The sequence below is a fragment of the Martinezella rhizogenes genome, from assembly GCF_027460065.1.
Lineage (GTDB): Bacteria > Pseudomonadota > Alphaproteobacteria > Rhizobiales > Rhizobiaceae > Agrobacterium > Agrobacterium rhizogenes_C.
In genome coordinates this window covers 1-16,648 of record NZ_JAPYZZ010000019.1, presented here as the reverse complement: position 1 = coordinate 16,648, position 16,648 = coordinate 1, and the positions used below count along the sequence as shown (strand labels likewise).

The 16,648-nt window shown below is 57.4% G+C and carries 29 protein-coding genes and 2 pseudogenes; 1 reads left to right on the top strand and 30 read right to left on the bottom strand.

The window, feature by feature from the left end; all coding sequences use genetic code 11:
- Positions 1-17: 17 nt before the first annotated feature.
- On the top strand, positions 18-341 hold the full coding sequence (locus O8B93_RS22895) for a hypothetical protein (RefSeq protein ID WP_269712155.1): 324 nt from the start codon (positions 18-20) through the stop codon (positions 339-341).
- A gap of 75 nt (positions 342-416) precedes the next feature.
- On the opposite strand, the gene rplQ is transcribed toward O8B93_RS22895, so the two are convergent.
- The 30 genes and pseudogenes from rplQ to O8B93_RS22745 form a co-directional block, all read right to left on the bottom strand.
- Complete coding sequence (gene rplQ / locus O8B93_RS22890; RefSeq protein WP_006313985.1) at positions 417-842, bottom strand: 50S ribosomal protein L17; 426 nt, start codon at positions 840-842, stop codon at positions 417-419.
- 120 nt (positions 843-962) lie between these two features.
- Entirely contained in the window at positions 963-1,973 is a 1,011-nt protein-coding gene (locus O8B93_RS22885) for a DNA-directed RNA polymerase subunit alpha (protein ID WP_045017096.1), read from the bottom strand.
- A gap of 195 nt (positions 1,974-2,168) precedes the next feature.
- Entirely contained in the window at positions 2,169-2,558 is a 390-nt protein-coding gene (gene rpsK / locus O8B93_RS22880; RefSeq protein ID WP_003495225.1) for a 30S ribosomal protein S11, read from the bottom strand.
- A 138-nt stretch (positions 2,559-2,696) separates the two neighbouring features.
- On the bottom strand, positions 2,697-3,065 hold the full coding sequence (gene rpsM, locus O8B93_RS22875; RefSeq protein ID WP_003516122.1) for a 30S ribosomal protein S13: 369 nt from the start codon (positions 3,063-3,065) through the stop codon (positions 2,697-2,699).
- A 303-nt stretch (positions 3,066-3,368) separates the two neighbouring features.
- A complete protein-coding gene (locus O8B93_RS22870; protein WP_269712154.1) occupies positions 3,369-3,959 on the bottom strand; it encodes an adenylate kinase in 591 nt (196 codons plus the stop codon).
- Positions 3,956-5,296 carry a preprotein translocase subunit SecY gene (secY, locus tag O8B93_RS22865; protein WP_174008780.1) on the bottom strand — a complete coding sequence of 447 codons (1,341 nt, stop codon included), beginning with the start codon at positions 5,294-5,296 and terminating at the stop codon, positions 3,956-3,958. The genes O8B93_RS22870 and secY overlap by 4 nt, the downstream gene beginning before the upstream one ends.
- Entirely contained in the window at positions 5,241-5,408 is a 168-nt protein-coding gene (locus O8B93_RS22860) for a hypothetical protein (protein WP_269712153.1), read from the bottom strand. The genes secY and O8B93_RS22860 overlap by 56 nt, the downstream gene beginning before the upstream one ends.
- Before the next feature lie 217 nt (positions 5,409-5,625).
- The gene (rplO, locus tag O8B93_RS22855) at positions 5,626-6,105 is read right to left on the bottom strand and encodes a 50S ribosomal protein L15 (RefSeq protein ID WP_046798172.1); all 480 of its coding nucleotides are present in this window, start codon (positions 6,103-6,105) and stop codon (positions 5,626-5,628) included.
- A gap of 16 nt (positions 6,106-6,121) precedes the next feature.
- Positions 6,122-6,328, bottom strand: a complete 207-nt coding sequence (rpmD, locus tag O8B93_RS22850) for a 50S ribosomal protein L30 (protein WP_003495212.1) — start codon at positions 6,326-6,328, stop codon at positions 6,122-6,124.
- 11 nt (positions 6,329-6,339) lie between these two features.
- The gene (rpsE, locus tag O8B93_RS22845; RefSeq protein WP_003495208.1) at positions 6,340-6,909 is read right to left on the bottom strand and encodes a 30S ribosomal protein S5; all 570 of its coding nucleotides are present in this window, start codon (positions 6,907-6,909) and stop codon (positions 6,340-6,342) included.
- A 119-nt stretch (positions 6,910-7,028) separates the two neighbouring features.
- On the bottom strand, positions 7,029-7,391 hold the full coding sequence (rplR, locus tag O8B93_RS22840; protein WP_269712152.1) for a 50S ribosomal protein L18: 363 nt from the start codon (positions 7,389-7,391) through the stop codon (positions 7,029-7,031).
- A gap of 12 nt (positions 7,392-7,403) precedes the next feature.
- Positions 7,404-7,937 (bottom strand): 50S ribosomal protein L6, encoded by a 534-nt coding sequence (rplF, locus tag O8B93_RS22835; protein WP_006313979.1) that lies wholly within the window; start codon positions 7,935-7,937, stop codon positions 7,404-7,406.
- A 43-nt stretch (positions 7,938-7,980) separates the two neighbouring features.
- On the bottom strand, positions 7,981-8,379 hold the full coding sequence (gene rpsH, locus O8B93_RS22830; protein WP_006313978.1) for a 30S ribosomal protein S8: 399 nt from the start codon (positions 8,377-8,379) through the stop codon (positions 7,981-7,983).
- A gap of 12 nt (positions 8,380-8,391) precedes the next feature.
- Positions 8,392-8,697: a 30S ribosomal protein S14 gene (rpsN, locus tag O8B93_RS22825; protein WP_003495202.1), complete on the bottom strand. Its 306-nt coding sequence runs from the start codon at positions 8,695-8,697 to the stop codon at positions 8,392-8,394.
- 33 nt (positions 8,698-8,730) lie between these two features.
- Positions 8,731-9,285 carry a 50S ribosomal protein L5 gene (gene rplE / locus O8B93_RS22820; RefSeq protein ID WP_006313976.1) on the bottom strand — a complete coding sequence of 185 codons (555 nt, stop codon included), beginning with the start codon at positions 9,283-9,285 and terminating at the stop codon, positions 8,731-8,733.
- Positions 9,278-9,586 (bottom strand): 50S ribosomal protein L24, encoded by a 309-nt coding sequence (gene rplX / locus O8B93_RS22815; protein WP_006313975.1) that lies wholly within the window; start codon positions 9,584-9,586, stop codon positions 9,278-9,280. Before rplX ends, rplE begins: the two co-directional genes overlap by 8 nt.
- A gap of 12 nt (positions 9,587-9,598) precedes the next feature.
- A complete protein-coding gene (rplN, locus tag O8B93_RS22810; RefSeq protein ID WP_003495199.1) occupies positions 9,599-9,967 on the bottom strand; it encodes a 50S ribosomal protein L14 in 369 nt (122 codons plus the stop codon).
- 236 nt (positions 9,968-10,203) lie between these two features.
- On the bottom strand, positions 10,204-10,440 hold the full coding sequence (gene rpsQ / locus O8B93_RS22805) for a 30S ribosomal protein S17 (RefSeq protein WP_006313974.1): 237 nt from the start codon (positions 10,438-10,440) through the stop codon (positions 10,204-10,206).
- An 11-nt stretch (positions 10,441-10,451) separates the two neighbouring features.
- Complete coding sequence (rpmC, locus tag O8B93_RS22800; protein ID WP_003495193.1) at positions 10,452-10,652, bottom strand: 50S ribosomal protein L29; 201 nt, start codon at positions 10,650-10,652, stop codon at positions 10,452-10,454.
- A gap of 12 nt (positions 10,653-10,664) precedes the next feature.
- Positions 10,665-11,078 carry a 50S ribosomal protein L16 gene (rplP, locus tag O8B93_RS22795; RefSeq protein WP_006313973.1) on the bottom strand — a complete coding sequence of 138 codons (414 nt, stop codon included), beginning with the start codon at positions 11,076-11,078 and terminating at the stop codon, positions 10,665-10,667.
- A 38-nt stretch (positions 11,079-11,116) separates the two neighbouring features.
- Complete coding sequence (gene rpsC / locus O8B93_RS22790; protein ID WP_004442600.1) at positions 11,117-11,848, bottom strand: 30S ribosomal protein S3; 732 nt, start codon at positions 11,846-11,848, stop codon at positions 11,117-11,119.
- Positions 11,848-12,237: a 50S ribosomal protein L22 gene (gene rplV / locus O8B93_RS22785; protein ID WP_006313972.1), complete on the bottom strand. Its 390-nt coding sequence runs from the start codon at positions 12,235-12,237 to the stop codon at positions 11,848-11,850. Before rplV ends, rpsC begins: the two co-directional genes overlap by 1 nt.
- A gap of 2 nt (positions 12,238-12,239) precedes the next feature.
- Positions 12,240-12,518: a 30S ribosomal protein S19 gene (gene rpsS / locus O8B93_RS22780; protein ID WP_003507772.1), complete on the bottom strand. Its 279-nt coding sequence runs from the start codon at positions 12,516-12,518 to the stop codon at positions 12,240-12,242.
- Between the two features lie 15 nt (positions 12,519-12,533).
- On the bottom strand, positions 12,534-13,370 hold the full coding sequence (gene rplB / locus O8B93_RS22775; protein ID WP_003507771.1) for a 50S ribosomal protein L2: 837 nt from the start codon (positions 13,368-13,370) through the stop codon (positions 12,534-12,536).
- 43 nt (positions 13,371-13,413) lie between these two features.
- Complete coding sequence (locus O8B93_RS22770; RefSeq protein WP_003495178.1) at positions 13,414-13,707, bottom strand: 50S ribosomal protein L23; 294 nt, start codon at positions 13,705-13,707, stop codon at positions 13,414-13,416.
- Positions 13,704-14,324 carry a 50S ribosomal protein L4 gene (gene rplD, locus O8B93_RS22765; RefSeq protein ID WP_003495173.1) on the bottom strand — a complete coding sequence of 207 codons (621 nt, stop codon included), beginning with the start codon at positions 14,322-14,324 and terminating at the stop codon, positions 13,704-13,706. The genes O8B93_RS22770 and rplD overlap by 4 nt, the downstream gene beginning before the upstream one ends.
- Before the next feature lie 12 nt (positions 14,325-14,336).
- Positions 14,337-14,978 (bottom strand): 50S ribosomal protein L3, encoded by a 642-nt coding sequence (gene rplC, locus O8B93_RS22760; protein WP_003507769.1) that lies wholly within the window; start codon positions 14,976-14,978, stop codon positions 14,337-14,339.
- A 168-nt stretch (positions 14,979-15,146) separates the two neighbouring features.
- Positions 15,147-15,455 (bottom strand): 30S ribosomal protein S10, encoded by a 309-nt coding sequence (gene rpsJ, locus O8B93_RS22755; protein ID WP_003495158.1) that lies wholly within the window; start codon positions 15,453-15,455, stop codon positions 15,147-15,149.
- A 310-nt stretch (positions 15,456-15,765) separates the two neighbouring features.
- Positions 15,766-16,059: pseudogene (locus tag O8B93_RS22750) on the bottom strand (EF-Tu C-terminal domain-related protein); the annotation flags it as partial.
- A pseudogene (locus O8B93_RS22745) lies at positions 16,037-16,648 on the bottom strand (EF-Tu C-terminal domain-related protein); the annotation flags it as partial. The pseudogenes O8B93_RS22745 and O8B93_RS22750, both read right to left, overlap by 23 nt.

Sequence of the window (16,648 nt, the reverse complement as noted above, 5' to 3'; positions counted from 1 at the left end):
TTGGGAACGACGATATCGTGAAAAAGACCATCACACCCGCACCCGTGTTCCTGAAATTTACAGGCTATATGATCCAGGACTTCGAAATGTTCGAGAGCTTGGATCGCGTATTACTTTTTGGCTTGTACCACCTGACCAAAAACGAGCGGAATGAACTCAATGCATTTCTATCGTCAATATTGCGCTCTGACACGCCTGACAGCCTGATTGGAGATCTTTGGAACACATCCAATGCTGAATTTGGCGCCGAAGGTAAGGGAATTAGATGGCTTCTTAACCGGACCGTCGAATTGATCGAAGGCGACGACGGCAAAGACGACTACTATCAGCGCCGCTCCTGAAGCCCATTTCAACAAAAAAGCCGGGCGATCTCTCACCCGGCTTTTAAACTCATGACGCCTGAACGGCGTCAGACCTTATGCGGCTTCGGCAGCAGCAGCTTCAGCGGCAACGCGAGCCTTGTCGGCTGCGCCCTTGGCATCAACGTCGCGCTCGACGAATTCAACGACGGCGAGAGCCGCGTTGTCGCCCTGGCGGTAGCCGGCCTTCATGATACGCAGGTAGCCGCCATTGCGGGTTGCGTAACGCGAAGCGATCGCGTCGAACAGCTTGCGAACGGCGTCCTGATCCTTGATCTGCGAGATCGCCTGACGACGAGCGTGCAGGTCGCCGCGCTTGCCCAGCGTCACGAGACGCTCGACGATCGGGCGGATTTCCTTCGCCTTCGGAAGGGTGGTAACGATCTGCTCATGGGTAATGAGCGAAGCAGCCATGTTGGCAAACATTGCCTTGCGGTGGCTGGCGGTTCTATTGAGCTTGCGGCCTGAATTACCGTGGCGCATTGCTATTCTCCTTCTACGCAGGTTCCTTCTCTAAGGCCTGCCGTTTCCTGGCACATGCAGATGACTTATCTGCTGTTTGACGGGGAAAGGCAGTCTTTAAAGGGTCTGCCTTTTTGATTGTTAGTACTGGTCTTCGTAACGCTTTGCGAGATCTTCGATGTTCTCTGGCGGCCATGCCGGCACTTCCATGCCGAGGTGCAGACCCATGGAAGCGAGAACTTCCTTGATTTCGTTCAGCGACTTGCGACCAAAGTTCGGCGTGCGGAGCATTTCGGCTTCGGTCTTCTGGATCAGGTCGCCGATATAAACGATGTTGTCGTTCTTCAGGCAGTTAGCCGAACGAACCGACAGCTCCAGCTCGTCGACCTTCTTGAGAAGCGCCGGGTTGAACGCGAGTTCGGTAACCGATTCTTCTTCTGCTTCCTTCTGCGGCTCGTCGAAGTTGACGAAGACGCCCAGCTGGTCCTGAAGAATGCGAGCGGCGAAGGCAACGGCGTCTTCGCCGGAAACCGAACCGTTGGTCTCGATCGTCATGATCAGCTTGTCATAGTCGAGAACCTGACCTTCACGGGTGTTTTCCACCTTGTAGGACACTTTCTTGACCGGAGAATAGAGGCTGTCCACCGGAATGAGGCCGATCGGCGCATCTTCCGCGCGGTTGCGCTCAGCCGGTACGTAACCCTTGCCGTTGTTGACAGTGAATTCCATGCGGATTTCAGCGCCTTCGTCGAGCGTGCAGATTACGTGGTCGGGGTTCAGGATCTCGATGTCGCCAACCGTCTGGATATCACCAGCAGTTACGGCACCCGGACCCTGCTTGCGCACGACCATGCGCTTGGAATCATCGCCGTCCATCTTGATGGCGATTTCCTTGATGTTGAGCACGATATCCGTCACATCTTCCCGAACGCCGGGGATGGAGGAGAATTCATGCAGGACACCGTCGATCTGCACGGCCGTTACAGCGGCGCCACGCAGAGAAGACAACAGAACGCGACGCAGCGCGTTGCCGAGGGTAAGACCGAAACCACGTTCCAGCGGCTCGGCAACCAGCGTTGCCTTGGTGCGGCTGGACGAGGTGAACTCGACCTTGTTCGGCTTGATAAGTTCCTGCCAGTTCTTCTGAATCATCTTTAAACCTTCCGTTCGCCGCCACCATCCAATCGTGACGGACCGAGCATGAAAACACCGAGAGGAACCTAATTCAGTGGTTCATCAGTGGGTTCTTGAGCGCAAGTCCGTCGATCGAAATCGACGCGCACACGCCAGATACACGAAAATTCCGCCAGACCTGAGGTAAGGCGGAATTTCCGAACCACGGTCGCGTCAGACGCGGCGCTTCTTGCGCGGACGGCAACCATTGTGCGGGATCGGCGTCACGTCGCGAATGGAAGTGATCATGAAACCGGCAGCCTGCAGAGCGCGAAGTGCCGATTCACGGCCGGAACCCGGACCGCAAACTTCAACTTCAAGCGACTTCATGCCGTGTTCCTGAGCCTTCTTCGCGCAATCTTCAGCAGCGATCTGGGCAGCGAACGGGGTCGACTTGCGCGAACCCTTGAAGCCCTTGGCACCAGCGGACGACCAGGCAATAGCATTGCCCTGTGCGTCGGTGATGGTGATCATCGTGTTGTTGAAGGTCGAGTTGACGTGCGCGACGCCAGACGTGATATTTTTGCGTTCGCGACGACGGACGCGTGCGGCTTCCTTGGCCATGTTATACCTTTCATTGATCTCTTCACCGCCGTAACACCAGCGGCTACACCGGCGATCAGCCCGTATTCGAGCTTTTCGCCAAACTCAGAAAGGCTGGCGCGGACTGCACCAGCCTCCCCTTTCCGGAGAACCGGAAAATTACTTCTTCTTACCAGCGATAGCCTTCGCCGGACCCTTGCGGGTGCGGGCGTTGGTGTGCGTGCGCTGACCGCGGACCGGAAGGCCACGACGGTGACGCAGGCCGCGGTAGCAACCGAGGTCCATCAGACGCTTGATGTTCATCGAGGTCTCACGACGCAGGTCACCTTCGACCTGATAGTCGCGGTCGATGGCTTCGCGGATCTGAAGAACTTCAGCATCCGTCAGCTGATGAACGCGCTTGTCAGCCGGAAGACCGACCTTGTCCATGATTTCCTGCGCGAATTTCGGACCAATCCCGTGAATGTAGGTCAGCGCAATAACAACGCGCTTCGCAGTCGGGATGTTGACGCCAGCGATACGTGCCACGTCTTTTCTCCTTGGTTCCAGTTGCCATCCGGCAAGTGGTGATTCCATTCGAGCGGCCAACAAGACCGCCAGTTCAAATTGATGTCCGTGACAAGTCAAAACGACTGAACCCGGATCTCCCTCCCTTTAGGGAAATCCGCGCCAGTCGCTTGGGATGTCGCGAGTTGGCGCGGTGTTTAACGGAATCAGCGCAAAAAAGCAACCGGCTCCGCCAAGATTCTTTTGCGATCCAGAGGATCAGCCGTCATGCGAAAGCGCGATGTGGGCAAGAACGCAACAGCGCTTGCCCATCCGCTCCGTCGATCAGGCAGAGGCTTTCTCGAGAACGCGCTCGATGGCCTCGGTGACGGCATCGACATCAGCCATACCATCCAGCGTCACCAGCTCGCCCTGTTCGCTATAATGGGCGGAGAGCGGCGCGGTCTTCTCGCGATACTCCGTCAGGCGCTTGCGGAAAGCTTCCGGATTGTCATCCGAGCGAACCGTGCCGCCAGCGGCAATGGTTTCAGCCACACGGTTTTCGATTCGGCGAATCAACGCCTCTTCATCCACCTTCAGTTCGATGACGGCATCGAGAACCTGATTCTTCTTGCGCATGTTGTCGGCAAGCGCCTTGGCCTGCGGAACGGTGCGCGGATAGCCGTCAAGAATAAAGCCCTTGGCACAATCCGGTGCTTCGATGCGTTCGGAAACGATCTGATTGACGATATCGTCGGAAACCAGCCCGCCGGCGTCCATGACGGCCTTGGCGCGCTTGCCGATTTCGGTGCCCGCGCTGACCGCAGCGCGAAGCATGTCACCGGTGGAAAGCTGCGGGATCCCGTACTTATCAGTCAGCCGCTTGGCCTGGGTTCCCTTGCCCGCACCCGGCGGACCCAAAAATATCAGTCTCATCGTCCCCTCTTTCCTCCACGCAACTTCGACTTCTTGATCAGACCTTCATATTGCTGGGCGATCAGGTGACCCTGAATCTGCGCAACCGTATCCAGAGTTACACTGACAACGATCAAAAGCGAAGTACCACCAAGGGCTAACGGAATACCCGTACGTGCGATAAGTGTCTCAGGAAGGATACACACGAAGACCAGATAAATCGCGCCGACCACGGTAATGCGGGTCAGGACGTAATCGATGTACTCCGCGGTGCGCTCGCCCGGACGGATACCCGGAATGAAGCCACCATGCTTCTTGAGATTGTCGGCCGTATCCTTCGGATTGAACACGATTGCCGTGTAGAAGAACGCGAAGAACGCGATCAGCAGGCCGTAGAGCGCCATGAACAACGGCTGACCATGCTGCAGCGACGCGATGATCGAGGTCGCCCAGGTCGGCAGGTTGGTGTTACCGGCAAAACCTGCCGCCGTTGCCGGCAGGAGCAGCAGCGACGATGCGAAGATCGCGGGAATGACGCCGGCCGTGTTGAGCTTCAGCGGCAGATGCGAGGTATCGCCCTGGAACATCCGGTTGCCGACCTGTCGCTTCGGATATTGTATGAGGAGACGGCGCTGGGCGCGCTCCACGAAGACGATGAGGGCAATGACGCCGATCGCCACGATGACGACCATCAGGATGAGCGGGGTCGACAGCGCACCGGTACGACCGAGTTCCAGCGTGCCGGCCAGAGCCTTGGGCAGGCCTGCTGCGATGCCCGCGAAGATGATCAGCGAAATACCGTTGCCGATACCACGTGAGGTGATCTGCTCGCCGAGCCACATCAGGAACATCGTGCCGCCGAGCAGCGTGATGACGGTGGAAATACGGAAGAACATGCCCGGATCGACCACGAGACCATTGCCGCTTTCAAGGCCGACCGCAATGCCATAGGCCTGCAGCGTGCCGAGCAGCACCGTGCCGTAGCGGGTGTACTGGTTGATGATCTTGCGGCCGGCTTCGCCTTCCTTCTTCAACGCTTCGAGCGATGGCACGACCGAGGTCATGAGCTGCACGATGATCGAAGCGGAGATGTAAGGCATGATGCCGAGGGCGAAGATCGCCATGCGCTCGACGGCGCCACCCGCAAACATGTTGAAAAGACCGAGAATACCGTTGGCCTGGCCACGGAAGGCCTGCGCATAGGCTTCGGGGTTCAGGCCCGGAAGCGGAATATGGGTGCCGAGACGGTAGACGAGAAGTGCGGCAAGAGTAAACCAGAGACGCTTTTTCAGATCCTCCGCCTTAGCGAAGGTCGAAAAATTCAGGTTCGAAGCCAGTTGTTCCGCTGCTGAAGCCATAAATTTCTCCGAATGACCCTTGCCAGCCAGCAATACCGGCCAATGCGGAAAGGTCTAAAAGATACCGGTCAAAACCGGGCTTCGGACGAATGCGGTTCTCGACCGCCATCATGCCTCACCCTGTTTTTTATGTCCTATCCCCTCCCCTACGGAAGTTCAAGAACTGTGAGGCTCTCCCTGCAGCACTTTCTGCCGCAAGCGGGGCCGTGAAAGCACACCGCGAAGAGATTGCCCTGATGCCTCTATAAATCGATTTAGATCGAAAGCACCAGTGGCCAGGAAGCGCAAACGCCCGGGGCGACGTGCCCCGGGCGTCTGAAGTCTATATATTACTCGGAAGCTTCAGCTGCAACCACGAGAAGCTTGATCGAGCCGCCGGCCTTCTCAATCTTTTCGAGCGCGGGCTTGGAAGCGCCGGCAACTTCGAAGGCAACCTTGGCCTTCAGCTCGCCGTCGGCCAGAATGCGTACGCCGTCCTTGACGCGACGGATGACGCCGGCAGCCTTGAGGGCAGCAGCATCGATCGTTGCGGAAGCGTCAAGCTTCTTGGCGTCGATAGCGGTCTGAATGCGGCCGAGCGACACAACAGCATATTCGGAACCGAAAATGTTGTTAAAGCCACGCTTCGGCAGGCGACGGTAGATAGGCATCTGACCGCCTTCAAAACCGTTGATGGCGACGCCCGAACGAGCCTTCTGACCCTTCACACCGCGACCACCGGTCTTGCCCTTGCCGGAACCGATACCGCGACCTACGCGGATACGGTCCTTGGAGGAGCCTTCGTTATCTCTGATTTCATTGAGTTTCATGATAGGTTACTCCGTCTCACTTCTCGTCAACGACGCGAACGAGATGCTGGACCGCACGGATCATGCCGCGAACCGCCGGAGTATCTTCCAGGGTGCGCTGACGATGCATCTTGTTGAGACCCAGACCGACCAGCGTCTGACGCTGGATTGCCGGGCGGCGAATAGGGCTGCCGATCTGTTCGACCGTGACAGTCTTCTTGGCTTCAGTAGTTTTCTTGGCCATGATCCAGCTCCTTATTCTTCAGAAGCGTTGCCGGAAGCGGCACGGCGAGCCTGAAGGGTCGCATATTTCAGACCACGCTGTGCAGCGATGTCCTTCGGATGAACCTGATGCTTCAGCGCGTCGAACGTGGCGCGAACCATGTTGTACGGGTTCGACGAACCGGTCGACTTCGCAACAACGTCATGAACGCCGAGCGTTTCGAAAACGGCGCGCATCGGACCACCGGCGATGATACCGGTACCGGCCTTGGCCGAACGCAGCAGAACCTTGCCTGCGCCGTGACGGCCATTGACGTCGTGGTGCAGCGTGCGGCCATCGCGCAGCGGAACGAAGATCAGATCGCGCTTTGCGCTTTCCGTTGCCTTGCGGATAGCTTCCGGAACTTCACGAGCCTTGCCGTGACCGAAGCCAACGCGGCCCTTCTGGTCGCCAACGACGACGAGAGCGGCGAAGCCGAAGCGACGGCCACCCTTAACAACCTTTGCAACGCGGTTGATCGCGACCAGCTTGTCGACGAATTCGCTATCGCGCTCTTCACGGTTCTGGCGATCGTCGCGAGAACCTCTTTTTTCCTGTGCCATTGTCCTTGTCCTTTTTCTTTTACGGGTGGAACGGCAAACGAAAAGACCAGCGCCCTCGATGAAGAGATCCGCATGGCCCGGTGAAATTCCGCCCGGATCATTGTCCGGGCGGAAAAAGATCAGAAGTTCAGACCGCCTTCGCGGGCAGCTTCAGCCACGGCCTTGATGCGGCCATGATAGATGAACGCGCCACGGTCGAAAACGACATCCTTGACGCCAGCCTTGACGGCACGCTCGGCAACCAGCTTGCCGACAACAGCAGCTGCTGCAACGTCGGCGCCGGTCTTGAGCGAGCTGCGCAGATCGGCTTCGAGCGTGGAGGCAGACGCAAGCGTCTTGCCAGCAACGTCATCGATGATCTGGGCGTAGATGTTCTTCGACGAGCGATGAACCGACAGGCGCGGACGGCCATTGGCAACCGCCTTGATCTGGCGGCGCACACGGCTCGCGCGACGTGCAAGTGCTTCTTTCCTGCTAGCCATTTCGCGTGATCCTTACTTCTTCTTGCCTTCTTTGCGGACAATACGCTCTTCAGCGTACTTCACGCCCTTGCCCTTGTAGGGCTCGGGACCGCGGTATTCGCGAATTTCCGCGGCTACCTGGCCAACCTGCTGCTTGTTGATGCCGGAAACGATGATTTCCGTCGGCTTCGGCACGGCAATGGTGATGCCGACCGGAGGCTCGTAAACAACGTCGTGGCTGAAACCGAGAGCCAGCTGCAGGTTCTTGCCCTGCAGGGCGGCACGGTAACCAACGCCGTTGATTTCGAGCTTGCGCTCATAGCCGTCCTTAACACCCTTGAAGATGTTCTCGATCATCGTGCGGGACATGCCCCACTTCGAGCGAGCTTCCTTGGTGCCGTTAGCCGGCGTTACGGAAACGCCGTTATCTTCGAGCTTCAGCTGAATGTCGTCATTGGCGACGAAAAACAGTTCACCCTTCGGGCCCTTAGCAGTAACCTTCTGGCCGTCGACATTGGCCGTCACACCTGCTGGAACCGGAACGGGCTTTTTACCGATACGAGACATTATTCAATCCTGTCTGTTCGTTATGGAGATCCTTGCTCGGGTCTTAGAAGACCGAGCAAAGAACCTCGCCACCAACGTTCTGTTCGCGAGCCTGGTGATCGGCCATCACACCCTTCGGAGTCGAAAGGATGGTGATGCCGAGGCCGTTCGCGACCTGCGGAATGGACTTTACCGAGACATAAACCCGGCGGCCCGGCTTGGACACGCGGCCGATCTCACGGATCACCGACGCGCCTTCGTAGTACTTCAGTTCGATCGTGAATTCGGCCTTGCCGTTTTCGAAATCGACCTTGGAATAACCGCGGATGTAGCCTTCAGACTGCAGCACGTCGAGAACGCGTGCGCGCAGGCTGGAAGCAGGGGTGCTTACCGACGACTTGCGGCGAGCAGCACCATTGCGGATGCGGGTGAGCATATCACCCAAAGGATCAGTCATGGTCATGTGCCCGTCTCCTTACCAGCTCGACTTGACAATGCCCGGCACCTTGCCGGAATTGCCCAGCTCACGAAGCGCGATACGCGACATCTTGAGCTTGCGATAGAACGCGCGCGGACGGCCCGTTACTTCGCAGCGGTTGCGGATACGCGTCTTCGAGCCGTCACGCGGCAGCGAAGCGAGCTTCAGAGTGGCCTTGAACCGGTCTTCGATCGGAAGGGACTGGTTCATCACGATCGCCTTGAGTGCAGCACGCTTGGTAGCCTGCTGGGCGACCGACTTGCGGCGGCGCTTGTTCTTTTCAACTGCGCTTGTTTTCGCCATATCGGAGTTCCTTTTCTACGCTCGTCGTTACGGTTAGTGACGGAACGGGAAGTTGAACTCTGTAAGCAGAGCCCGAGCTTCGTCGTCCGACGTCGCCGTCGTGCAAACGATGATGTCCATGCCCCACATCTGATCAACCTTGTCGTAGTTGATCTCAGGGAACACAATGTGTTCCTTGATGCCCATGGCGAAGTTGCCACGGCCGTCAAAGCTCTTGGGGTTCAGACCCCGGAAGTCGCGAACGCGCGGCAGCGCGATGTTGATCAGACGATCAAGGAATTCGTACATGCGCTCGCCACGAAGGGTAACCTTCGCGCCGATTGGCATGTGTTCGCGCACCTTGAAGCCGGCGATCGAATTGCGAGCCTTGGTGATGACAGGCTTCTGACCGGCAATTGCCGCCAGATCGCCAGCAGCAATCGTTGGCTTCTTCGAATCGGCGGTTGCTTCGCCAACGCCCATGTTGATGACGATCTTGTCCAGCTTGGGGATCATCATGACGTTCGCGTAGGAGAACTTCTCCTGCATGGCGCCGCGGATACGGGAAACGTATTCCGTCTTGAGACGCGGCTCGTACTTATCAGCCATCGATCACTTCTCCCGAACGCTTGGCCACGCGGACCTTCTTGCCATCCACAACAGAGAAGCCAACGCGGGTCGGCTTGCCATCCTTGTCGACGATGGCGATGTTGGAGATGTGCAAGGATGCTTCCTTGTTGATGATGCCGGCTTCCTGAGCCTGGGTCTGGCGCTGGTGACGCTTCACCATGTTTACGCCACGCACAACGGCACGGTCTTCTTTCGGCATTACCTGGATTACTTCGCCGGTACGGCCCTTGTCCTTACCGGTCAATACGACAACATTGTCGCCTTTACGAATTTTTTGCATCGCTATCGCTCCTTACAGTACTTCCGGAGCCAGCGAGATGATCTTCATATGGTTCTTGGCGCGAAGTTCGCGCGGAACCGGTCCGAAGATACGGGTGCCGATGGGCTCTTTCTTGTTGTCGATAAGAACGGCTGCGTTGTTATCGAAACGGATGACGCTGCCGTCAGCGCGGCGGATGTCCTTGGCGGTGCGCACGACAACCGCCTTCATCACATCGCCCTTCTTGACGCGGCCGCGCGGAATAGCTTCCTTGATGGAAACGACAATAATGTCGCCAACAGAAGCATATTTGCGCTTCGAGCCGCCCAGCACCTTGATGCACATGACACGACGTGCGCCGGAATTATCCGCCACGTCGAGGTTTGTTTGCATCTGAATCATGTCAGGTCGCCTTCTTGTTGTTACTGGAACGGTTGGGCAAACTCTCTCTCGAGAGAGCCCCCTGCTCCAGCTTATGAATATCTCTTTTTTTGCGCGGAAATGTCGTGACAGGGTGGTTTCCCGAGGGACCTTCCGTGCGCATCAAAGCAAAAGACGCCCGGGTCACGAGCGTCCTTGCGCTGCTTCATACAGGATTCCGCGCCAAGTACAAGAGACCTGGCGCGATTCTGATGAAATTAAGCCTGGGCGGCAACGACCGTCCAGCGCTTGTCCTTGGAGATCGGTGCGCATTCCTCGATGGAAACGACATCGCCGACCTTATACTGATTGTTCTCGTCGTGTGCCTTGTACTTCTTCGAACGACGAACGGTCTTTTGCATGAGCGGGTGAGCGAATCGACGCTCAACCCGGACCACGACAGTCTTCTCGTTCTTGTCGGACACTACGACGCCCTGCAGAATGCGTTTCGGCATATTATTTTTCCTTAGGCCTTGGCTTCTGCCGCCTTCTGGCGGGCAATGGTTTTAACGCGGGCGATGTCCTTACGGACTTCGTTGATGCGCGAGGACTTCTCCAGCTGGCCAGTCGCCTTCTGGAAGCGCAGGTTGAACTGCTCCTTCTTCAGATCGGCGAGCTTGTCCTTGAGCTGGTCGGCGCTGAGGCCGCGAACTTCATCGGCTTTCATGTGCCTTGCTCCTTACTCTGCGATGCGCTGTACGAAGCGCGTCTTGACCGAGAGCTTGGCAGCGCCGAGACGAAGCGCCTCACGGGCGATCTCCTCGGTAACACCGTCGATCTCGAACATCATACGACCGGGCTTGACCTTGCATGCCCAGTATTCGACCGAACCCTTGCCCTTACCCATACGAACTTCGGTCGGCTTTGCCGTTACCGGAACGTCAGGGAATACGCGGATCCACACACGACCTGCGCGCTTCATGTAACGCGTGATCGCGCGGCGGGCCGCTTCGATCTCGCGTGCATTCACGCGGTTCGGTTCCTGCGACTTCAAGCCGAATTCACCGAATGCCAGGTCAAAGCCGCCCTTGGCGACGCCCTTGATGCGTCCCTTGAACTGCTTACGGTACTTAGTACGCTTTGGCTGCAACATTTTCTTACTTCTCCGAGCTTATCTTTCGCCAGCGTCAATCAAGCGTTTTCGCGACGACGATCGCCACGATCGCCACGCTCACGGCTTGCAGGGCCCTGTGCGTCGCCTTCGAGACCGCGACGCTCAGAAGCCATCGGATCGTGCTCAAGGATTTCGCCCTTGAAGATCCAGACCTTGATGCCGCAGATACCGAATGCGGTTTCAGCTTCAGCCGTGCCGTAGTCGATGTCCGCACGCAGCGTGTGCAGCGGAACGCGACCTTCGCGGTACCATTCGGTACGAGCGATTTCAGCACCACCAAGACGGCCGCCGCAGGTGATCTTGATGCCTTCGGCGCCAAGACGCATTGCGGACTGAACAGCGCGCTTCATCGCACGGCGGAAAGCCACGCGGCGCTCGAGCTGCTGGGCGATCGACTGAGCTACCAGAGTAGCGTCGATTTCCGGCTTGCGCACTTCAACGATGTTGAGGTGCGTTTCGGAGTTGGTCATCTCGGAAAGCTTCTTGCGAAGCTTCTCGATGTCTGCACCCTTCTTGCCGATGATCAGACCCGGACGAGCCGAGTGGATCGTGACGCGGCACTTCTTGTGCGGACGCTCGATGACGACCTTGGCGATACCAGCCTGCTTGAGTTCCTTGATCAGGTAAGCCCGGATCTTCAGGTCTTCATGCAGAAGCTTGCCGTATTCAGCGGTGTCAGCGTACCAGCGGCTATCCCAGGTACGGTTGATGCCGAGGCGGAAGCCGATTGGATTGATTTTCTGACCCATTATGCGGCCTCCCCTTTTTCCTCAACTTCACGAACAACGATCGTGAGGTGAGCGAACGGCTTTTCAATGCGGGAAGCACGACCACGGCCACGAGCGTGGAAACGCTTCATGGTGATGGACTTGCCAACATAGGCCTCGGCGACGACGAGAGCGTCGACGTCGAGGTCATGGTTGTTTTCCGCATTGGCAATTGCAGATTCGAGCGTCTTCTTGACGGTGCCTGCAATGCGCTTGCGGGAGAATTCGAGCTCGGCGAGAGCGCGATCAACCTTCTTGCCACGGATAAGAGCGGCAACCAGGTTCAGTTTCTGGGGGCTGACGCGGAGCGTACGGGCAATGGCCTGAGCCTCATTGTCCTTCAGCCGGCGTTCGGTCTTAGCCTTCGCCATGATTACTTCCTCTTTGCCTTCTTGTCCGCGCCGTGACCGTAATAGGTACGGGTCGGAGAGAATTCACCGAACTTGTGTCCGACCATGTCTTCGTTGACCGAGACGGGCACATGCTTGCTGCCGTTGTAGACGCCGAACGTCAGACCAACGAACTGCGGCAGGATCGTGGAGCGACGGCTCCAGATCTTGATTACTTCGTTACGTCCGCTCTCGCGCACCTTCTCAGCCTTGGTGAGAAGATAGCCGTCAACAAACGGACCTTTCCATACTGAACGAGCCATGAGTGACTACCTCTCTTACTTCTTACGCTGATGGCGCGAGCGCATGATGAACTTGTCGGTCGACTTGTTCGAACGTGTACGCTTGCCCTTGGTGGGCTTGCCCCACGGAGTAACCGGGTGACGACCACCCGACGTACGACCTTCACCACCACCGTGCGGGTGGTCGACCGGGTTCATGACGACGCCGCGAACGTGCGGACGCTTGCCGCGCCAACGGGAACGACCGGCCTTGCCGTCGTTGATGTTGCCGTGGTCCGAGTTCGAAACAGCGCCGATCGATGCGAGGCAGGAGCCGTGCACCAGACGCTGTTCGCCCGAGTTGAGACGCAGGATGGCCATACCGGCATCGCGGCCGACGAGCTGGACATACGTACCGGCGGAGCGAGCGATCTGACCGCCCTTGCCCGGCTTCATCTCGACGTTATGGATGATCGAACCGACCGGAATGTACTGAAGCGGCATGGTGTTGCCGGGCTTCACGTCCACTGCCTTGTCGGAGGCGATCACCTTGTCACCGGCAGCAAGACGCTGTGGCGCGAGAATGTAAGCCTGTTCGCCGTCGGTATACGTAACCAGCGCGATGAACGCGGTGCGGTTGGGGTCGTATTCCAGACGTTCAACGGTACCTTCAACGTCAAACTTGCGACGCTTGAAGTCTACCAGACGATAGGTCCGCTTGTGACCGCCACCCTGGAAACGGACGGTGATCCGGCCCTGGTTGTTACGGCCACCCTTGGAGCTGAGGCCCTGGGTGAGAGCCTTTACCGGCTTGCCCTTGTAGAGCGAAGCGCGGTCCACGATAACCAGCTGGCGCTGGCTCGGCGTGGTCGGATTGAAACTTTTCAATGCCATATTCTTGTTCCCTTTTGGGTCTTTGCCCGCTTGGGCCTAACCTTTAGAGTCCGGTGGACACGTCGATGGATTGACCTTCGGCGAGCGTAACGACGGCTTTCTTGACGTCCTTAAGCTTACCGGCGAACCCACGGAAACGACGGGTCTTACCCTTGCGGATAAGCGTGTTCACAGCCGTGACTTTGACACCGAAGAGAGCTTCCACGGCAGCCTTGATTTCAGGCTTGGAAGCGCTCTTGGCGACGTTGAATACGACCTGGTTCTGTTCGGATACCAGCGTCGACTTTTCCGTGATCGAAGGAGATACGATCACATCGTAGTGGCGAAGATCCGTCATTTGAACCGCTCCTCCAGAGCCTCTACAGCAGCCTTGGAAAGCACCAGCTTGCCACGGCGCAGGATGTCGTAAACATTGATGCCCTGTACCGGCAGAACGTCCACATTCGGGATGTTCTGGGCTGCGAGCTTGAAGTTGCCGTCAAGTTCAGCGCCACCGATAACGAGAGCGTTGGTCAGGCCAAGCGAAGCGAAGCTGCCCAGCAGAGCCTTGGTCTTTGCTTCGGATGCAACGAGCTGATCGACGATGATCAGTTCTTCAGCCTTCAGCTTTGCAGACAAAGCGTGACGCAGAGCGAGCGCACGAACCTTCTTGGGAAGGTCATGGGCGTGGCTGCGAACGACCGGGCCGTGGGCCTTGCCGCCGCCGCGGAACTGCGGTGCGCGAGCCGAATGGTGACGAGCGCGACCCGTACCCTTCTGCTTGTACATCTTCGCGCCGGTGCGGGAAACTTCCGACCGGTTCTTGGACTTGTGGGTTCCCTGCTGCTTCTTTGCAAGCTGCCAGCGAACCATGCGGGCCAGGATGTCCTGGCGGGGGTCGAGGCCGAAGATCTCATCCGACAGAGAAACCTTGCCGGCGTCTTTTCCCTCGAGGGTTTTGACGTTCAATTCCATGATAAGGCTCCCTTACTTCGCAGCCGACTTGACGGCGTCGCGGACGATGATCCAGGAACCCTTCGAACCGGGAACTGCACCCTTTACCAGGATGAGGCCACGGTCTTCATCAGTCGAAACGACTTCAAGGTTCTGGGTCGTAACGCGCGTCTGGCCCATATGACCAGCCATGCGCTTGCCCTTCCAGACGCGGCCCGGATCCTGGTTGTTACCGGTCGAACCGTGTGCACGGTGCGATACGGAGTTACCGTGCGAAGCGCGGCCACCACCGAAGTTGTGACGCTTCATAGCACCGGCAAAACCTTTACCGATTGTGGTTCCAGTGACGTCGACCAGCTGGCCGGACTGAAAATGATTTGCGGTCAGTGTTGCACCGATGTCGATCAGGTTCTCGGGGGAAACCCGGAACTCGACGAGCTTGGCTTTCGGTTCGACATTGGCAGCGGCAAAATGACCGCGAAGCGCCTTCGTCGTGTTCTTGACCTTGGACTGGCCGGCACCGAGCTGAACTGCGGTGTAGCCATTCTTGTCTTCCGTGCGCTGGGCAACGACTTGTACGTTATCCAGTCGCAATACTGTTACAGGGATATGTTCACCTGCGTCGTTATAGACGCGTGTCATACCCACTTTCTGTGCAATCACACCTGAACGCATTGGTTCATCCTCTTGCGAGCCTTGAAGGGAAAACCCTCTCTGGCCTTTGTTAAGGAGTGCCCTTCGACATCTCACGATGTTTCCGGTCTCCGGTTTGGAAGACGTTGGATTGCTCCACGTACCTTCCTTGTTATTTCAGCCCTCACCTTGGATGGATCGGGCCGGGTCTTAGAGCTTGATTTCCACGTCAACGCCAGCAGCGAGGTCGAGCTTCATAAGAGCATCGACAGTCTGCGGGGTGGGGTCAACGATATCGAGAAGACGCTTGTGCGTCCGCATTTCGAACTGTTCACGGCTTTTCTTGTCAACGTGAGGAGAGCGGTTGACGGTAAACTTTTCGATGCGGGTGGGGAGCGGAACCGGGCCGCGAACGCTGGCGCCGGTGCGCTTTGCGGTCGACACGATTTCACGGGTAGAGGCATCGAGGATCCGGTGATCGAACGCCTTGAGGCGGATACGGATATTCTGGCCGGTCATTCGTCTTGTCCTTGTTCTTTGTTATTCGTTTCCGCACGCGGAAACACATGAACTTCTATTGATCGTGGCGCCGCAGATTTTCAAAAATCGAGAGGAATGCCCCTGCACTCCAATCATTTCAGTAGTCTGTATTGCTAAAACACCGCGCTCCGCAATGACTTGCGAATCCAGCGGGTGAGTGTGAGTGCGCGTTTACGCGCTTTCACCGAATTTTTCAAGCACTAAAAATGCAACGCCGCCAGGCTTTTTATTAAAAGTCCGGCGGCGGTGTCTGAAACACCGCCGCCGGGCTGAATTTTGGAAGTCGATATTACTCGACGATCGAAGCGACGATGCCGGCGCCAACGGTACGGCCACCTTCGCGGATAGCGAAGCGCAGCTTTTCTTCCATCGCGATCGGAACGATCAGCTCGACTTCAACCGTGACGTTGTCGCCAGGCATAACCATTTCCGTGCCTTCAGGAAGCGAAACGATACCGGTAACGTCAGTCGTACGGAAGTAGAACTGCGGACGGTAGTTCGTGAAGAACGGCGTATGACGGCCGCCTTCTTCCTTCGTCAGGATGTAGGCTTCTGCCATGAACTTCTTGTGCGGCTTGACCGAACGGCATAACCATTTCCGTGCCTTCAGGAAGCGAAACGATACCGGTAACGTCAGTCGTACGGAAGTAGAACTGCGGACGGTAGTTCGTGAAGAACGGCGTATGACGGCCGCCTTCTTCCTTCGTCAGGATGTAGGCTTCTGCCATGAACTTCTTGTGCGGCTTGACCGAACCCGGCTTGCACAGGATCTGACCACGCTCAACGCCGTCACGGGTAACGCCGCGAACCAGTGCACCGATGTTGTCGCCAGCCTGGCCCTGGTCGAGCAGCTTGCGGAACATTTCAACGCCGGTAACAGTCGTCTTCGAGGTCGGACGAATGCCGACGATTTCGACTTCTTCACCAACCTTGACGATACCGCGCTCAACGCGACCCGTCACAACCGTACCACGGCCCGAGATCGAGAACACGTCTTCGATCGGCATCAGGAACGGCTGGTCGATCGGACGCTCAGGCGTCGGGATGTAGGCGTCAACAGCAGCCATCAGCTCGCGGATCGCGTCTTCACCGATCTTCTTGTCGGAATCTTCAAGAGCGGCAAGTGCCGAACCCTTGATGATCGGGATATCGTCGCCCGGGAAGTCGTAGGA

Excerpts from the sequence above, each read along its gene's own strand:
- rplQ (WP_006313985.1), bottom strand. The coding sequence starts at position 842 with ATGCGCCACGGTAATTCAGGCCGCAAGCTCAATAGAACCGCCAGCCAC.
- O8B93_RS22885 (WP_045017096.1), bottom strand. The coding sequence starts at position 1,973 with ATGATTCAGAAGAACTGGCAGGAACTTATCAAGCCGAACAAGGTCGAG.
- rpsK (WP_003495225.1), bottom strand. The coding sequence starts at position 2,558 with ATGGCCAAGGAAGCCGCACGCGTCCGTCGTCGCGAACGCAAAAATATC.
- O8B93_RS22870 (WP_269712154.1), bottom strand. The coding sequence starts at position 3,959 with ATGAGACTGATATTTTTGGGTCCGCCGGGTGCGGGCAAGGGAACCCAG.
- secY (WP_174008780.1), bottom strand. The coding sequence starts at position 5,296 with ATGGCTTCAGCAGCGGAACAACTGGCTTCGAACCTGAATTTTTCGACC.
- O8B93_RS22860 (WP_269712153.1), bottom strand. The coding sequence starts at position 5,408 with ATGATGGCGGTCGAGAACCGCATTCGTCCGAAGCCCGGTTTTGACCGG.
- rplO (WP_046798172.1), bottom strand. The coding sequence starts at position 6,105 with ATGAAACTCAATGAAATCAGAGATAACGAAGGCTCCTCCAAGGACCGT.
- rpmD (WP_003495212.1), bottom strand. The coding sequence starts at position 6,328 with ATGGCCAAGAAAACTACTGAAGCCAAGAAGACTGTCACGGTCGAACAG.
- rpsE (WP_003495208.1), bottom strand. The coding sequence starts at position 6,909 with ATGGCACAGGAAAAAAGAGGTTCTCGCGACGATCGCCAGAACCGTGAA.
- rplR (WP_269712152.1), bottom strand. The coding sequence starts at position 7,391 with ATGGCTAGCAGGAAAGAAGCACTTGCACGTCGCGCGAGCCGTGTGCGC.
- rplF (WP_006313979.1), bottom strand. The coding sequence starts at position 7,937 with ATGTCTCGTATCGGTAAAAAGCCCGTTCCGGTTCCAGCAGGTGTGACG.
- rpsH (WP_006313978.1), bottom strand. The coding sequence starts at position 8,379 with ATGACCATGACTGATCCTTTGGGTGATATGCTCACCCGCATCCGCAAT.
- rpsN (WP_003495202.1), bottom strand. The coding sequence starts at position 8,697 with ATGGCGAAAACAAGCGCAGTTGAAAAGAACAAGCGCCGCCGCAAGTCG.
- rplE (WP_006313976.1), bottom strand. The coding sequence starts at position 9,285 with ATGGCTGATAAGTACGAGCCGCGTCTCAAGACGGAATACGTTTCCCGT.
- rplX (WP_006313975.1), bottom strand. The coding sequence starts at position 9,586 with ATGCAAAAAATTCGTAAAGGCGACAATGTTGTCGTATTGACCGGTAAG.
- rplN (WP_003495199.1), bottom strand. The coding sequence starts at position 9,967 with ATGATTCAGATGCAAACAAACCTCGACGTGGCGGATAATTCCGGCGCA.
- rpsQ (WP_006313974.1), bottom strand. The coding sequence starts at position 10,440 with ATGCCGAAACGCATTCTGCAGGGCGTCGTAGTGTCCGACAAGAACGAG.
- rpmC (WP_003495193.1), bottom strand. The coding sequence starts at position 10,652 with ATGAAAGCCGATGAAGTTCGCGGCCTCAGCGCCGACCAGCTCAAGGAC.
- rplP (WP_006313973.1), bottom strand. The coding sequence starts at position 11,078 with ATGTTGCAGCCAAAGCGTACTAAGTACCGTAAGCAGTTCAAGGGACGC.
- rpsC (WP_004442600.1), bottom strand. The coding sequence starts at position 11,848 with ATGGGTCAGAAAATCAATCCAATCGGCTTCCGCCTCGGCATCAACCGT.
- rplV (WP_006313972.1), bottom strand. The coding sequence starts at position 12,237 with ATGGCGAAGGCTAAGACCGAACGCCGGCTGAAGGACAATGAGGCTCAG.
- rpsS (WP_003507772.1), bottom strand. The coding sequence starts at position 12,518 with ATGGCTCGTTCAGTATGGAAAGGTCCGTTTGTTGACGGCTATCTTCTC.
- rplB (WP_003507771.1), bottom strand. The coding sequence starts at position 13,370 with ATGGCATTGAAAAGTTTCAATCCGACCACGCCGAGCCAGCGCCAGCTG.
- O8B93_RS22770 (WP_003495178.1), bottom strand. The coding sequence starts at position 13,707 with ATGACGGATCTTCGCCACTACGATGTGATCGTATCTCCTTCGATCACG.
- rplD (WP_003495173.1), bottom strand. The coding sequence starts at position 14,324 with ATGGAATTGAACGTCAAAACCCTCGAGGGAAAAGACGCCGGCAAGGTT.
- rplC (WP_003507769.1), bottom strand. The coding sequence starts at position 14,978 with ATGCGTTCAGGTGTGATTGCACAGAAAGTGGGTATGACACGCGTCTAT.
- rpsJ (WP_003495158.1), bottom strand. The coding sequence starts at position 15,455 with ATGACCGGCCAGAATATCCGTATCCGCCTCAAGGCGTTCGATCACCGG.